Source organism: Streptomyces sp. ADI96-02 (assembly GCF_003846185.1).
Lineage (GTDB): Bacteria > Actinomycetota > Actinomycetes > Streptomycetales > Streptomycetaceae > Streptomyces.
Genome location: NZ_ML123034.1, coordinates 4,484,127 through 4,498,521, shown reverse-complemented (window position 1 = coordinate 4,498,521; position 14,395 = coordinate 4,484,127). Strand labels below are relative to the sequence as shown.

Below are 14,395 nucleotides of genomic sequence, written 5' to 3'. Positions count from 1 at the left end.
GGCATCACGTCCCCCTTCCCCATCCAGGAGCTGACGCTCCCCGTCGCCCTCTCCGGCTCCGACGTCATCGGCCAGGCCAAAACCGGCACCGGCAAGACGCTCGGCTTCGGTCTGCCGCTCCTGGAGCGCGTGACCGTCCCCGCCGACGTCGAGGCGGGCCGGGCGACGCCCGAGCAGCTGACCGACGCGCCGCAGGCGCTCGTCGTCGTCCCCACCCGCGAGTTGTGCCAGCAGGTCACCAACGACCTGCTCACCGCCGGCAAGGTACGCAACGTCCGGGTGCTCGCGATCTACGGCGGCCGGGCCTACGAGCCCCAGGTCGAAGCCCTCAAGAAGGGCGTCGACGTGATCGTCGGCACCCCGGGCCGGCTGCTCGACCTGGCGGGCCAGCGCAAGCTGGACCTCTCCCACATCCGCGGACTCGTCCTCGACGAGGCCGACGAGATGCTGGACCTGGGCTTCCTGCCCGACGTCGAGCGCATCATCACGATGCTGCCGGCCAAGCGCCAGACGATGCTCTTCTCGGCCACCATGCCCGGCGCCGTCATCAGTCTCGCGCGCCGCTACATGTCGCAGCCGACCCACATCAACGCCACGTCGCCCGACGACGAGGGCACGACCGTCAAGAACACCGTGCAGCACGTCTACCGCGCGCACTCGATGGACAAGCCCGAGATGGTCTCGCGGATCCTCCAGGCCGACGGCCGAGGACTGGCGATGATCTTCTGCCGGACCAAGCGCACGGCCGCCGACATCGCCGAGCAGCTGGAGAAGCGCGGCTTCGCCTCCGGCGCGGTCCACGGCGACCTCGGCCAGGGCGCCCGCGAACAGGCGCTGCGCGCCTTCCGCAACGGCAAGGTCGACGTCCTGGTCTGCACCGACGTGGCCGCGCGCGGCATCGACGTCGAGGGCGTGACCCACGTCATCAACTACCAGTCGCCGGAGGACGAGAAGACCTACCTCCACCGCATCGGCCGCACCGGCCGCGCGGGCGCCAAGGGCATCGCGATCACGCTGGTCGACTGGGACGACATCCCGCGCTGGCAGCTGATCAACAAGGCGCTGGACCTGAAGTTCCCCGACCCGCCCGAGACGTACTCCACCTCGCCGCACCTCTTCGAGGAGCTGGGCATCCCGGCGGGCACCAAGGGCGTGCTGCCGCGCGCCGAGCGGACCCGCGCGGGTCTGCGCGCGGAGGAGGTCGAGGACCTCGGCGAGACCGGCGGCCGAGGCCGCAAGTCCGCCGCCCCGGCCCCCGTCCGCGAGGAGCGCGAGCCGCGCACCCGCACGCCGCGCCAGCGCCGCCGCACCCGCGGCGGAACCGGTGCGGAGGACGCCGCAGCCGTGCCGGCCGCCGTGCCCGCCCCCGCCAAGGAGGCCGCTCCGGTCGCCCCGGCCGGTGACGAGGCCCCGGCGGAGCCGCGCACGCCGCGCCGCCGCCGCCGTACGCGCGTCAGCGCCCCCGAGGGTGTGACCGAGGCCGCAGTCGCCGTCGCCGAGGCCCCCGCGCCCGCGGCTCCCGCCGTCGTGGCCGTGGCCGAGCCGGTCGCGGAGGCCGAGCCGGTCGCGGAGGCCAAGCCGCGTCGCCGCCGCAGCCGCGCCGCCGTGAAGCCGGTGGCCGAGGTCGCGGCGGAGCAGCAGACCGCGCGGGTCCCGGCCGCCGCGGCGAACGCCGTCGCGGAGTTCCAGACCGTGGCCGTCGCCGCGGGCGTCGCCGAGCCGGCCGCCGAGCCGGTGGCCGCGGTCCGGCCGCGCCGCCGCGCCCGGATCGTGAAGCCGGCCGACGAGGTCGACTTCCAGATCGCCCCCGCCTCAGAGCCGGAGCCCGAGGCGAAGACGCGTCGCCGCCCCGCGCGCGCCACGACGAAGCCGAAGGCGAAGGCGGAAGCCAAGGCGAAGGCGGAAGCCAAGGCGAAGACGGAAGCCAAGGCGAAGACGGAGACCAAGGCCGAGGCGAAGACGAAGACCGTCGCCGAGGCGGAGTCCGAGCCCGTGGCCCAGACCGAGTCGCCGGCCGAGCCGAAGATCGCGTCCAAGCCCCGGACGGCCGCGAAGAGGTCCCGGGCCAAGACGGCCGCTCCCGCCGCCGAGGCCGAGGCCGAGGCCGTGGCCGTGGCCGTGGCCGTGGCGGAGGCTCCGGCCGCCGAGGCCGTGGCGGAGGCCAAGCCGCGCCGCCGCCGGGCGACACGCAGCGCCACGTCCGCCGCGGCGACGGAGGCCGCCGTGGTCTCCGAGGCCGAGGCCGTGGTGAGCGAGGCTGCCGCCGAGGCGAAGCCGCGCCGCCGCCGCGCCACCCGCGCCGCCGGGGCAGCGGCGGCCACCACCGAGAGCTGAGGCTCCCGCTCCGGATGCACCACGGCCCCGGCCCCCGCGACACAGCGGGGGCCGGGGCCGTTCGGCTGCCCGGCCGTGCCCTCGCCGGGCCCCGGCGATAACCTCGGGCCATGAGCCGGCCGCCCACCTTCACCCCGCCTCCCTGCGCCCGCGCCCGTGTGCTGGACACCGCGCGGGGCGCGTTCGCCGTCCTGGACGCCCTGCCGCCCACCCCGGCGCGGGCCACGGCCCTGCTGCTGCCCGGCTACACCGGCAGCAAGGAGGACTTCATCGCCCTGCTCGAACCGCTCTGCGCGGCGGGCTACCGGGCGGTCGCCGTCGACGGCCGGGGCCAGTACGAGACGGAGGGGTCGGACCGCCAGGAGTCCTACGCGCAGGAGGAGTTGGCCCGTGACGTGCTGGCGCAGGCCGCGGCGCTGGCCGGGCGCGAGCGCGGTCCGGCCGCGCCGCTGCACCTGCTCGGGCACTCCCTGGGCGGTCAGATCGCCCGCGCCGCCGTGCTGCTGGACCCCGCCCCGTTCGCCTCCCTGACGCTGATGTCCTCCGGCCCGGCGGAAGTCGTCCCCGCTCAGCGGGACAAGGTGAAGATGCTGAGCGACGCGCTGGCTGTGCTGTCCATGGAGGAGGTGTGGCAGGCGATGCGGGCCCTGGATCCGCCGCAGGACGCGGACACCGGGGACGGCGAGGAACTGCGCCGCCGCTGGCTGCGGCACCGTCCGGCCCAGCTGATCGCCACCGGGGCCCAGTTGGCGGCCGAGCCGGACCGGGTGGACGAGCTGGCCGCCCTCGGCCTGCCCGTGCACGTCCTGTCCGGCGAGCGCGACGACGTATGGCCGGTGGAACAGTTCGACGCGATGGCGCGCCGCCTGCGGGCCCGGCGCACCACGGTCGCGGGGGCCGAGCACTCCCCCAACACCGCCCGGCCGCAGGAGACGGCCTCGGCGCTCGCCGCGTTCTGGGACGGCCTGCCCGGCTCCTGACCTCGCGCCGTGGGTACGGCGACCGGGTGTCAGTACTGCGACTGGAGGTGCTGCCAGAATCCGTCGCGCAGCGCCCGGCGCAGATGCGCGTGGCCGCGCAGGGAGTGCTGGAGCAGCCGCTCGGCCTCCACCAGCAGGTCCTGGTCGACCGAGCCCGGCAGATAGGGGTGGCCGGGCAGCAGGTCGGCGAGCGAGGCTCGGCCCCGGGCGGCGAGCCAGGCGGCGGCGATCTGCGCGCCGACGAAGCGGACGTCCTCGCGGGAGGGGGCCGGGGTGTCGTCCTCGTACGTCGTGACCGGCCGCCTGGTGACGTAGGGGCGGCAGAAGTCGAGGTCGAAGGTGCGCTGGCTGTCGACCTCCCACAGCAGGGGCTCGGCCTGGTTGCGGCCCTCGGCCGCCTCGATGCCCCAGAGATGGACCCGGGCCCCGTAGCCCTGCGCCGCCTCGACGGCCGAGACCAGGTCCTCGTCCCCGCCGACCAGGGCCGCGTCGCTGATGGCGCGGTGCCGGGCGAGGGATTCGAGGTCGGTGCGGATGAGGGAGTCGACGCCCTTCTGCTGGTTGTTGGCGTTGAGGTTGCCGAGCCGCACCTTGACGTCGGGGAGTTCGGCGATCGCCTGCTGCTCGGTGGTGTGGATGCGGCGCCGGGCGCCGTCGTACCAGTACACGCGCAGCAGCCTGCTGTCCGCGAAGATCGTGCGGGCCCTGTCGATGAACGCCTCGATCAGTCCCTCGGCGTCGAGGTCGAAGGAGCGGCGGTCCTCGGTGCCGGTGACGAGCAGTCCGGCCGCGGCGTAGACGTACCCGGCGTCCACGAAGATCGCGTGGGTCGAGGGCGTCTTGGATACCTCGCCGAGCACGCGCTGGAGCAGTTCGTTGGTGCGGTCCAGGCGTTCGGCCACCTCGGCCAGGTCGACCGCGTCGGCTGCGTCGGCCGGGTCGGGGGACTGCGGGTCGGCCTGGTTCATACGGGCCTCGGGGTCTGTGCGGGCACGGCTGCCGGTGGGTACTTAGACATCCAAAAAATTTCCTTAGCGTAGGGAATGTTTGCATGGGGCACGCCGTTGTACCCCCTGTGGAGCGCGAGGCGAGGACGCCGTGCGCTCCCCATCCTCGTGGACGGGTGGACCCGTTCTCACCAGTAGTTCTCCAGCAGGAGGATCAGACGAAGGGAAGCCGTATGCGCTTCGAGATCATGCGACTCGACGATGTCGACGGTACCGCCGTGGACAGCACCGTCGTGGACGCCGCCTCCGTCAACCGGATCGTGCGGCAGGCCGCGGCCATAGGCCAGCGCATCTACATCCGGCCGGCCGACACCTCGGCCTCGTAACGCTCATGGGTTGATGACGCCCGGCCGCCCAAGGCGCGGCCGACGACGAAGCGCCCCCGCACGCGAAGGTCCGTGCGGGGGCGCCGTGGTGTCCGCTCGCGGGCCTCAGGAGCCCTGGACGACCTGGGTGACGCCGTTGATGATCTGCTGCACCGCGATGGCGGAGAGCATCATCCCGGCGAGCCGGGTCACCAGCACCACACCGCCGTCCTTGATGATCCGGATGATCACCAGGGAGTAGCGCATGGTGAGCCAGAGGACCACGTGCATGGCCACGATCGCGGACCACACCGAGAGCTGACCGCTCACGCCGTCGGCGTGCTGCACGGCGAGGATGACCGAGACGATGGCACCGGGCCCGGCCAGCAACGGCATGCCCAGCGGTACGAGCGCCACGTTGACGTCCTTGGTCTGCGTCGGCTCGTCGGTCTTGCCCGTCAGCAGATCGAGCGCGATGAGGAGCAGCAGGAGACCGCCCGCGATCATCAGGGCGGGCACGGAGACGTGCAGGTAGTCGAGGATCTGCTGGCCGAGCAGACCGAAGACGGCGATCACGCCGAACGCGACCATGACGGCCTGCAGCGCCATCCTGCGCTGCACCTTTACTGGGCGGCCCGCGGTGAGGGCGAGGAAGATCGGGGTGATCCCGGGCGGATCCATGATCACGAAAAGGGTGAGGAAGAGGGATCCGAAGACAGCGGCGTCGAACACGGTGAGCCTTGCGAGAGAGGTGCGGGCGGTACGGGAGGGATGGCGCGGGCCGGGCTGAAGTCCGGCCCGGTCCGGCCCGGTTCGGTCCGGTTCGGTCCGGTTCGGTCCGAGGTCCGGACGGACGGACGGCGGGCGCGGGTTGCCCAGGGCACCCCGTTCGGTGATCGGCCGGCCGTAGGGGTCCACCCCAGGGCCTGTCTGACCATTCCCGTCGTCGCCCGCAGGGCGGCCGCGCGGCGTCAGGTGCGTGCTCTCGGCGTGCCGGCCCCAGGCCCTAGAGGCGGGCGGCTCCGCCCGCGCCCGGCACCGGGAAGGCTCCCGTGGCGCGCCGGATGATCTCGCCGTAGATCTCGGGATCGGTGGTGTACGCGCCGAGTTCCACGGTCTTGCGGCTGCCGTGGTAGTCGCTGGAGCCGGTCGTCAGCAGCCCCAGCTCGCGGGCGAGGCCGCGCAGCCGGGCCCGGGTCGGTCCGTCGTGGTCCATGTGGTCCACCTCGATGCCGTCCAGGCCGGCGGCGGCGAGGTCGGCGACGGTGGCCTCGGGCACCACGTCGCCCCGCTTCACGGCGGCCGGGTGGGCGAAGACGCTCACGCCGCCCGCCGCCTTGACCAGCCGTACGGCCTCGAACGGGTCGAACTCGCGCTTCTCGGCGTAGGCACGGCCGCCGTTGCCGAGCCAGTCGGGCGTGAAGGCGTCGGAGACGGTCGGCACCACGCCCAGTTCGACGAGCGCGGCGGCGACGTGCGGGCGGCCGACCGAGCCGTCCCCGGCGATGCGGGCGACCTGCTCCCAGGTGACGGGCACGCCCAGGGCCCGGAGCTTGCGGACCATCTCCTGGGCGCGGGGCACGCGGTCGTCGCGCACCAGCTCGCGCATCCGCGCCAGTTCGGGCTCGTCGGGATCGAAGAGGTACGCCAGCAGGTGCAGGCCGACCCCGTCGATCCGGCAGGACAGTTCCGCGCCGGTGACCAGGGTGAGCCCGTCGGGCAGTGCGGCGGCGGCCTCCTGGTGGCCGGCGACGGTGTCGTGGTCCGTGAGCGCCACCACGTCGAGGCCCGCCGCCGCGGCGTTGGCCACGAGTTCGGCGGGGGTGTCCGTGCCGTCCGAGGCGGTGGAGTGGGTGTGCAGGTCGATGCGCACGACGCGTGACTCCGGGGGCTCGCGGGCGGACGGGGGACGCTCAAGCGTAACCGGCGCGCGTCCCGACGCCCGCGCGCACCCGGCGGCGGCCCCTGGCGCGCCCCGGCGGCCAGCCCTGGTGCGCCGGTCTCCCGGTCCTCACCCGGCTCGGCGCGCGGCGCTCATCCCGCGCCGACCTCCCCGCCGGTCTCCCCGTGCGCCGGCGGCTCCGGGGCGGCGAGGAGGCGCGGGGTGAGGGCTCCGCACGGGACGAGGTCGACCTCCGCCCCGGCGTCGCGCAGGTCGGTCAGGACGAGTTCGTCGTAGAGGAGGACGCCCGACTGCTCGGGCCACAGGATCGCCCACAGCCACAGGCCCCGCGCCTCGCCCGCGAAGACGGCGCGGTCCGCCGGGGCGTTGCGGACGTGCCACAGAGGGGTGGGCCGGCCGGCCGCGTGGACCTTCGCGTCGGGCGCGCCGCCGACGTCGAGATGGCGGCCGGGGTCCGGGCCGTCGATCCCGGCGTAGCGGGCGCCGAGCCCGACGCCCAGTTCCTCGGCGACGAGCAGCAGCTCTCCCATGCCGCCGAGCGGTCCGGGACCCGAGCAGGCGACGGCGGTCGCCCGTCCGCCGCTGCGGTCGTCGCCGGCGCCGGCGGCTCCGGTGAAGAGCCAGCCGACCGGGAGCGGCCAGGGCATCCATACGGGCACACGGGCGCGGTGCACGACGACTCCGAGCGCTTCGACGCTGGGCGGGACCACCGGCTGCATCGGGTGGACCTGGCCGTGCTCGGAGCACTGCCAGGCGTCGGCGAAGAGGCCGGGCGCCCTGACCCGGCCACCGCACTTCGGGCAACTGGGTTCGCCCCTCATACCCGTCAACGGTCCTCCCCGCCGGTCTCCGCGTCAAGGACGATCACCCGTCCGCAGTGGGCGGAACCCCGCCACGCCGCCGAGGACGGCCTCGCGGTCTCCGCCGGCCGAGGCCGCGCACCACCGCGTACCGGCCCGCCCGCGGCGCGCTCCCGGCCGTGCGGCGGGGTTTCCCGTGCGCGGGCGTGCGCCCGGAGCCCGGACCGCCTTCGTCCCCGGCCTCGGCCCTGGCCCGTGCCCCGGCCCGCTCAGTCCAGGGCCACGGACGTACGCAGCGGGTCGCGCAGGTCCGTACCGCGCGAGAGCCACCGCTCCTGGAGCTCCTGTGCGCCGTGCACCCGCTTCCAGGCCGCCTCGTTGGGCGTCATCGGCAGCAGCGGCAGGAAGCGCACGGGCTCCATCGGCTCCGCCAGCTCCAGGTCCTCCACCAGCCCGCCGGGCTCCGCCACCAGCACCGAGGTGAACGGGGCTCCCGTCCACAGCGGCTGCCCCACGTCCAGCGACGCGCCGGGGGCCACGACGACCCCCTCGACCTGCGGGGACGCGGCCAGCACGGCGAGCGGGCGCAGCACCTGGTCGGTGTCGGCGAGGCCGGCCCGCACCGACAGGACCAGCTCGGCCCGGGGGCCCTTCACCGGGTCGGCGAGCGGCGCGGTGGGATCGGCCATCGGCTGCCCCGACATGCCGAGCGTGGCGTAGCGCACCACGTCGCCGTCGACGAAGCGCAGCACCTCGACGCGGTCGGTGCCGAGGAACGTCACCTGGGCGCGGGCGTCCGGTTCTCCCAGCGCCGAGCGCAGCCGCGCCTCGACCAGAGCAAGAATTTCTCCCATGCCGCGAGCATAGATCGACCAAGGAATGGGCAATGTAGGGGATTGGGCTCGGGCGACTGGTAGCCTGGCCGCCGGTCGGGACAGCGCGCAGAAGCGTCGCTCTCTTGTCCCGACGACACGTCGTCCCCCACGGGGGACCGGCCGGAGGAGGTGGGGACTGCCATGGATCCAAGTCGACCGTGCAGTACCGACCGCTCTTCCGCTCCTCGCCTTTCCCGTTGATCCGACGCTTCGTCGGTCATCCCCGGATGACGTCCCAACAGCGGTTCGCGACGGAAGAGCCTTTCGTCTTTCCCTGTCTGTAGCGAACGCCGTCATCGCGCCCGCGCGGTGCCGCCCGCTTTGCGGACGTGAGCGCACGTCCCCATTCCGGGCTGTTCCACGCCCTCGCCCGACGGCCCTCCGTGAAGGAGCCAGCCATGTCGATGATCCGTGACCTGCGCGCAGCCGTGCGCCCGACCTTCCGCAAGAACAGCGCCCCGTACAGCGGTTACGACACCACCCGCGACCCCTCGGCCTCCAGCGCGGTCGTCGACTGCGCCGTCTACCGAGGCGGTCACCGGCTGGTGGCGCCCGCCTGCCCGACGCCGCACGAGGCGATGCTCCAGGTACGCGAGAAGGGCGGCTTCGCCTGGATCGGCCTGCACGAGCCGACGGAGGAGGAATTCGCGGGCATCGCCCGGGAGTTCGGCCTGCACCCGCTCGCGGTGGAGGACGCCGTACACGCCCATCAGCGGCCCAAGCTGGAGCGGTACGACGACACGCTGTTCACCGTCTTCAAGACCATCCACTACGTGGAGCACGCCGAACTGACCGCCACCAGCGAGGTGGTGGAGACCGGCGAGGTGATGTGCTTCACCGGCCGGGACTTCGTGATCACCGTCCGGCACGGCGGGCAGGGCTCCCTGCGCGCCCTGCGCCACCGCCTCCAGGAGGACCCGGAACTGCTCGCCAAGGGCCCCTCCGCCGTCCTGCACTCCATCGCCGACCACGTCGTCGACGGGTACATCGCGGTGGCGGAGGCCGTGCAGGACGACATCGACGAGGTGGAGATCGACGTCTTCTCCACACCGGCGAAGGGCTCCCCGCGCGGTTCGGACGCCGGGCGGATCTACCAGCTCAAGCGCGAGGTGCTGGAGTTCAAGCGGGCCGTCTCGCCGCTGCTGCGCCCGATGCAGCTGCTGAGCGAGCGGCCGATGCGGCTGATCGACCCGGACATCCAGAACTACTTCCGCGACGTCGCCGACCACCTCGCCCGCGTCCAGGAGGAGGTCATCGGCTTCGACGAACTGCTGAACTCGATCCTCCAGGCCAACCTGGCACAGGCCACCGTCACCCAGAACGAGGACATGCGCAAGATCACGTCCTGGGCGGCGATCATCGCCGTGCCGACGATGATCTGCGGCGTCTACGGCATGAACTTCGAGTACATGCCCGAACTCCGGTGGACCTACGGCTATCCGATGGTGCTGGGCGTCATCGGCGTGGTCTGCTTCTCCATCCACCGCATCCTCAAGCGCAACGGCTGGCTCTAATAGGCTCCCGCCCATGACTGCTTCTGCTCCGGACCCGCTGCTGGACCTGGCCCTCGTCGAGGAGGCCGTCAAGAAGTCCGGCCTCATCTGGGTCCGGGCGACCGGGCCCTCGCGCGCCGTGTGGCACGTCTGGCACGACGGCGCGGCCCACCTCGTCGGGGACGGCCCCGGCGAACAGCCGCTGCCCGCCGGGCTCGCCGGGGCGGACACCGCCGGGGTGACCGTGCGCAGCAAGGACAAGGGCGGCCGGATCGTGGAGTGGAGCGCCGCCGTGAGCGTCCTCGCCCCGCACTCCGAGGAGTGGGAGGCGGCGGTCGCGGAGCTGAAGGGCAAGCGGCTCAACGCGCCGGACTCCGAGCGGATGACGGAGCGCTGGGCGCGGGAGTGCACGGTGGTGCGGCTGACGCCCGGTGAGATCAGCACCGACCTGCCGGACGGCTCGCTGGCCGCCGTCCCGCTGCCGACCGACGCCACCACCCGGCGGCCGGCGCCCGCCGCGCTGCCCCGGCTGCTGCTGAAGCGCCGCCGCGCGCGCTGACCGCCGCCGCCGGGCTCCCGCGTGGGCAGGGCCGGGCGGCCGTCGAGAGGCGCGGCCGGTCCCGCCGGCGGCCCGGCCTCAGCCCGAGGACTTCGGGAGCTGGCCGCCGTAGTCCACGGTGTCGTCCTCCGCCGGAGGCTCCAGATCGAAGGCGCGCCCCCAGTCGGCGAGCGACACGGTGCCCCCGCCGCCGCCCCTGGCCACCCGCATCGGGTACGGCTTGTCCTCCAGGGAGACGTCGAGCGCGCCGCCCTCGCCCTTGCCGCCGAGGATCTGGATGGTGCGGTGCCCGGCGACCGTGGCGCGGCTGCCCTTGTTGACCGTGCCGTGCAGTGCGAGCAGTCCGTCGAGCAGCACCTTCTTGTCGGTGAAGCCACGCAGCTGGCCGTAGCTGGGGTCGCCCTCGGGGACCTTCACGTACTTGCCGCCGAGCTTGTCGGCGGCCTCCTCGTCGGCGGGCCCCGTGCCCGCCTCGCCGCCCTCCTCATGGCTCCAGAACTCGGCGTCGGCCTTGAGGTAGAGCTCGTCCCCGATGCGCAGCAGGGCGAAGCTCCGCTTCTTGGAGGAGACCGAGCCCACGCCGCCCTTCGCGTTGAGCCTCATGTTCAGCAGGTAGGTGCCGCCCTTGCTCACCAGCGTGCCCGCGAGCCGTACCGCGTCGGCGCCGTCGGCCGCCGCCCTGGCCTTCTGATCGATCTGCTCGGCGGAGAGTTTCGCGACGCCGTTGGTCCCCTTGTCCAGGTCTTCGCCCGCGCAGGCCGTGAGGGCGGCGGTGAGCCCCCCGCAGAGCACGAGAGCGAGGGCGGTCCGGCGGAGGTTCCGGACGGCGGGGGCGAAAGAGGTCACGGGCGCACTGCCTCTCAACGGCGATCGTGGGTGGCAGACCGCAGCGTACCCGGGCGGCCGGGGCCGTCCCGCAGCCAGCCGTACGGACGGGTCCACCCGGGCGCGGTCCGACGCCACGGGCTAGCCTGATCCCGCACGTACCCGCGAAATCCGCTGGTCGGCACGGGCCGCCGACCCGACCGGCCGGACCGCTGGACACCCGTACGGGCGGTGCACGGACAGCAGGCGGACAGCGCACGGAAAGAGGAGGCGGAGCATGGCGGCAGGTGCCCCGAGGGTCTTCGTCTCGCACCTGTCCGGGGTGCCGGTCTTCGACCCGAACGGAGACCAGGTCGGCCGGGTCCGCGACCTGGTGGCGATGCTCCGGGTCGGCGGACGCCCGCCGCGCATCCTCGGCCTGGTCGTCGAAGTGGTCAGCCGGCGGCGGATCTTCCTGCCGATGACCCGGGTGACGGGCGTCGAGTCGGGACAGGTCATCACCACCGGCGTGGTCAACATGCGGCGCTTCGAGCAGCGGCCCACCGAACGCCTGGTCCTCGGCGAGTTCCTGGACCGCCGGGTCCTGCTGGTGGAGAGCGGCGAGGAGGTCACCGTGCTGGACGTGGCCATCCAGCAGCTGCCCGCCCGCCGCGACTGGGAGATCGACAAGTACTTCGTCCGCAAGGGGCGCGGCGGGGCGCTGCGCCGCAAGGGCGAGACGCTGACGGTGGAGTGGTCGGCGGTCAGCGGCTTCTCGCTGGAGGAGCACGGTCAGGGCGCCGAGAGCCTGGTCGCCACGTTCGAACGGCTGCGCCCCGCCGACGTGGCCAACGCCCTGCACCACCTCTCCCCCAAGCGCCGGGTCGAGGTCGCCGCCGCGCTGGACGACGACCGGCTCGCCGACGTACTGGAGGAGCTGCCCGAGGACGACCAGGTGGAGATCATCGGCAAGCTCAAGGAGGAGCGGGCCGCCGACGTCCTGGAGGCGATGGACCCGGACGACGCGGCCGACCTGCTCTCCGAGCTGCCGGAGGAGGACAAGGAACGGCTGCTGGCCCTGATGCGGCCGGACGACGCCGCCGACGTGCGCCGCCTGCTGTCGTACGAGGAGCGGACGGCGGGCGGTCTGATGACGACCGAGCCGATCGTGCTGCGCCCGGACGCGACGGTGGCCGACGCGCTGGCCCGGGTGCGCCAGTCGGACCTGTCGCCGGCGCTCGCCGCACAGGTGTACGTCTGCCGCTCGCCGGACGAGACGCCGACGGGCAAGTACCTGGGCACCGTGCACTTCCAGCGGCTGCTGCGCGATCCGCCGTTCACCCTGGTCAGCTCCATCGTCGACAGCGATCTGGTGCCGTTGTCGCCGGACACCCCGCTGCCGACGGTCACCAGCTACCTGGCCGCGTACAACATGGTCTCGGTGCCCGTCGTGGACGAGAGCGGTTCGCTGCTGGGCGCGGTGACCGTGGACGACGTGCTGGACCACCTGCTCCCCGACGACTGGCGCGAGACCGACCTGCACCACGGCGAGGAGGGGATCGGCGATGGCGGGCGATGACCGCGCCAAGGCGGCGTCGAGCGGCGCGTCCGGGCTGGTGCGTCCGCCGCGCGCCCGGATCGACCAGCCGAAGGATCCCCGGCGGCGGCTGCTGCCGGAGTACGACCCGGAGGCGTTCGGCCGGTTCTCGGAGCGCATCGCCCGCTTCCTGGGCACCGGGCGGTTCATCGTCTGGATGACGCTGATCATCATCCTGTGGGTGGTGTGGAACGTCTTCGCGCCGACGGCCCTGCGCTTCGACGAGTACCCGTTCATCTTCCTGACGCTGATGCTGTCGCTCCAGGCGTCGTACGCCGCTCCGCTGATCCTGCTCGCGCAGAACCGGCAGGACGACCGGGACCGGGTCACCCACGAGCAGGACCGCAAGCAGAACGAGCGCTCCATCGCCGACACCGAGTACCTGACGCGGGAGATCGCCGCGCTGCGGATGGGCCTGGGCGAGGTGGCGACCCGCGACTGGATCAGGTCGGAGCTCCAGGACATGGTGAGGGACATGGAGGACCGGCGGGTCCCCTCCCCGTCCGAGAGTGACGAAGGCGACCGCTGAGGGACTGCCCGCACGTACGGCCGCGCGCCGTAACATCGTCGGTATGGCTACGGAAGACGCGGTGCTTGAGGCACTGGCGACAGTGAACGACCCGGAGATCCACCGCCCGATCACCGAGCTGGGCATGGTGAAATCGGTCGAGATCGATCCTGACGGTGTGGTCGCTGTCACGGTGTATCTCACCGTCTCCGGCTGCCCGATGCGCGACACGATCACGAGGAACGTCACCGACGCGGTGGCCCGGGTCGAGGGCGTCTCGCGCGTCGAGGTCACCCTCGACGTCATGAGCGACGACCAGCGCAAGGAACTGGCGAGCTCGCTGCGCGGCGGCACGGCCGAGCGCGAGGTGCCGTTCGCCAAGCCCGGCTCGCTGACCCGGGTGTACGCGGTCGCCTCGGGCAAGGGCGGCGTCGGCAAGTCCTCGGTGACGGTGAACCTGGCGGCGGCGATGGCGGCCGACGGGCTGAAGGTCGGCGTCGTGGACGCGGACATCTACGGCCACAGCGTGCCCCGCATGCTGGGCGCGGACGGCAAGCCCACCCAGGTCGAGAACATGATCATGCCGCCGTCGGCGCACGGCGTGAAGGTCATCTCCATCGGGATGTTCACGCCGGGCAACGCGCCCGTGGTCTGGCGCGGGCCGATGCTGCACCGGGCGCTCCAGCAGTTCCTCGCCGACGTGTACTGGGGCGATCTGGACGTGCTGCTGCTCGACCTGCCGCCGGGCACCGGCGACATCGCGATCTCGGTGGCGCAGCTCGTGCCGAACGCCGAGATCCTGGTCGTCACGACCCCGCAGCAGGCCGCCGCCGAGGTGGCCGAGCGGGCCGGGTCGATCGCCGTGCAGACGCACCAGAAGATCGTCGGCGTCGTGGAGAACATGTCCGGCATGCCGTGCCCGCACTGCGACGAGATGGTCGACGTGTTCGGTTCGGGCGGCGGCGCGCGGGTGGCCGAGGGGCTGACGCGGACGGTCGGCGCCGAGGTGCCGGTGCTCGGCTCCATCCCGATCGACGTACGGCTGCGCGAGGGCGGCGACGAGGGCAAGCCCGTGGTGCTGTCCGACCCGGACTCGCCGGCCGGCAGCGCGCTGCGGGCGATCGCCGAGAAGCTGGGCGGGCGTCAGCGCGGCCTGTCCGGCATGTCACTGGGCATCACGCCGCGCAACAAGTTCTGAGCGGCACGGCTCCCGGACGGCCCCGGGCCGGG

The 14,395-nt window shown here is 73.3% G+C and carries 14 protein-coding genes; 8 read left to right on the top strand and 6 right to left on the bottom strand.

Annotated features, from left to right (window positions below; translation table 11 throughout):
* Positions 1–30 precede the first annotated feature (30 nt).
* On the top strand, positions 31–2,334 hold the full coding sequence (locus EES43_RS19975; protein ID WP_124269969.1) for a DEAD/DEAH box helicase: 2,304 nt from the start codon (positions 31–33) through the stop codon (positions 2,332–2,334).
* Positions 2,335–2,444: 110 nt separating this feature from the next.
* Positions 2,445–3,314, top strand: a complete 870-nt coding sequence (locus EES43_RS19970; RefSeq protein WP_124269968.1) for an alpha/beta fold hydrolase — start codon at positions 2,445–2,447, stop codon at positions 3,312–3,314.
* A 29-nt stretch (positions 3,315–3,343) separates the two neighbouring features.
* On the opposite strand, the gene EES43_RS19965 is transcribed toward EES43_RS19970, so the two are convergent.
* Positions 3,344–4,282, bottom strand: coding sequence for an NYN domain-containing protein (locus EES43_RS19965; protein ID WP_124269967.1), 939 nt, complete (start codon positions 4,280–4,282; stop codon positions 3,344–3,346).
* Between the two features lie 212 nt (positions 4,283–4,494).
* Here EES43_RS19965 and EES43_RS30715 point away from each other — a divergent pair, with 212 nt between their 5' ends.
* A complete protein-coding gene (locus EES43_RS30715) occupies positions 4,495–4,647 on the top strand; it encodes a hypothetical protein (protein ID WP_164493207.1) in 153 nt (50 codons plus the stop codon).
* Positions 4,648–4,752: 105 nt separating this feature from the next.
* Here EES43_RS30715 and EES43_RS19960 read toward each other — a convergent pair whose 3' ends face one another.
* From EES43_RS19960 to EES43_RS19945, 4 genes are all read right to left on the bottom strand, one after another.
* The gene (locus EES43_RS19960) at positions 4,753–5,358 is read right to left on the bottom strand and encodes a MarC family protein (protein WP_124269966.1); all 606 of its coding nucleotides are present in this window, start codon (positions 5,356–5,358) and stop codon (positions 4,753–4,755) included.
* A gap of 274 nt (positions 5,359–5,632) precedes the next feature.
* The gene (locus EES43_RS19955; RefSeq protein WP_124269965.1) at positions 5,633–6,499 is read right to left on the bottom strand and encodes a PHP domain-containing protein; all 867 of its coding nucleotides are present in this window, start codon (positions 6,497–6,499) and stop codon (positions 5,633–5,635) included.
* Between the two features lie 161 nt (positions 6,500–6,660).
* Positions 6,661–7,350, bottom strand: coding sequence for a DUF6758 family protein (locus tag EES43_RS19950; RefSeq protein WP_124269964.1), 690 nt, complete (start codon positions 7,348–7,350; stop codon positions 6,661–6,663).
* Positions 7,351–7,598: 248 nt separating this feature from the next.
* Positions 7,599–8,183 (bottom strand): suppressor of fused domain protein, encoded by a 585-nt coding sequence (locus EES43_RS19945; RefSeq protein WP_124269963.1) that lies wholly within the window; start codon positions 8,181–8,183, stop codon positions 7,599–7,601.
* Positions 8,184–8,602: 419 nt separating this feature from the next.
* Between EES43_RS19945 and EES43_RS19935 the strand changes: the two genes are divergently transcribed.
* Positions 8,603–9,718, top strand: a complete 1,116-nt coding sequence (locus EES43_RS19935) for a magnesium and cobalt transport protein CorA (protein ID WP_124269962.1) — start codon at positions 8,603–8,605, stop codon at positions 9,716–9,718.
* A gap of 13 nt (positions 9,719–9,731) precedes the next feature.
* Positions 9,732–10,256, top strand: a complete 525-nt coding sequence (locus EES43_RS19930; protein ID WP_124269961.1) for a hypothetical protein — start codon at positions 9,732–9,734, stop codon at positions 10,254–10,256.
* A gap of 78 nt (positions 10,257–10,334) precedes the next feature.
* On the opposite strand, the gene EES43_RS19925 is transcribed toward EES43_RS19930, so the two are convergent.
* A complete protein-coding gene (locus EES43_RS19925) occupies positions 10,335–11,102 on the bottom strand; it encodes a hypothetical protein (RefSeq protein WP_124269960.1) in 768 nt (255 codons plus the stop codon).
* A gap of 256 nt (positions 11,103–11,358) precedes the next feature.
* Between EES43_RS19925 and EES43_RS19920 the strand changes: the two genes are divergently transcribed.
* Genes EES43_RS19920 through EES43_RS19910 form a run of 3 tightly spaced genes read left to right on the top strand, consistent with a single transcriptional unit; the run spans position 11,359 to position 14,363 of the window.
* Positions 11,359–12,639: a magnesium transporter MgtE N-terminal domain-containing protein gene (locus EES43_RS19920; RefSeq protein WP_124269959.1), complete on the top strand. Its 1,281-nt coding sequence runs from the start codon at positions 11,359–11,361 to the stop codon at positions 12,637–12,639.
* On the top strand, positions 12,626–13,186 hold the full coding sequence (locus tag EES43_RS19915; protein ID WP_124269958.1) for a DUF1003 domain-containing protein: 561 nt from the start codon (positions 12,626–12,628) through the stop codon (positions 13,184–13,186). Before EES43_RS19920 ends, EES43_RS19915 begins: the two co-directional genes overlap by 14 nt.
* A gap of 43 nt (positions 13,187–13,229) precedes the next feature.
* Entirely contained in the window at positions 13,230–14,363 is a 1,134-nt protein-coding gene (locus EES43_RS19910; protein ID WP_124269957.1) for an Mrp/NBP35 family ATP-binding protein, read from the top strand.
* Positions 14,364–14,395 lie beyond the last annotated feature (32 nt).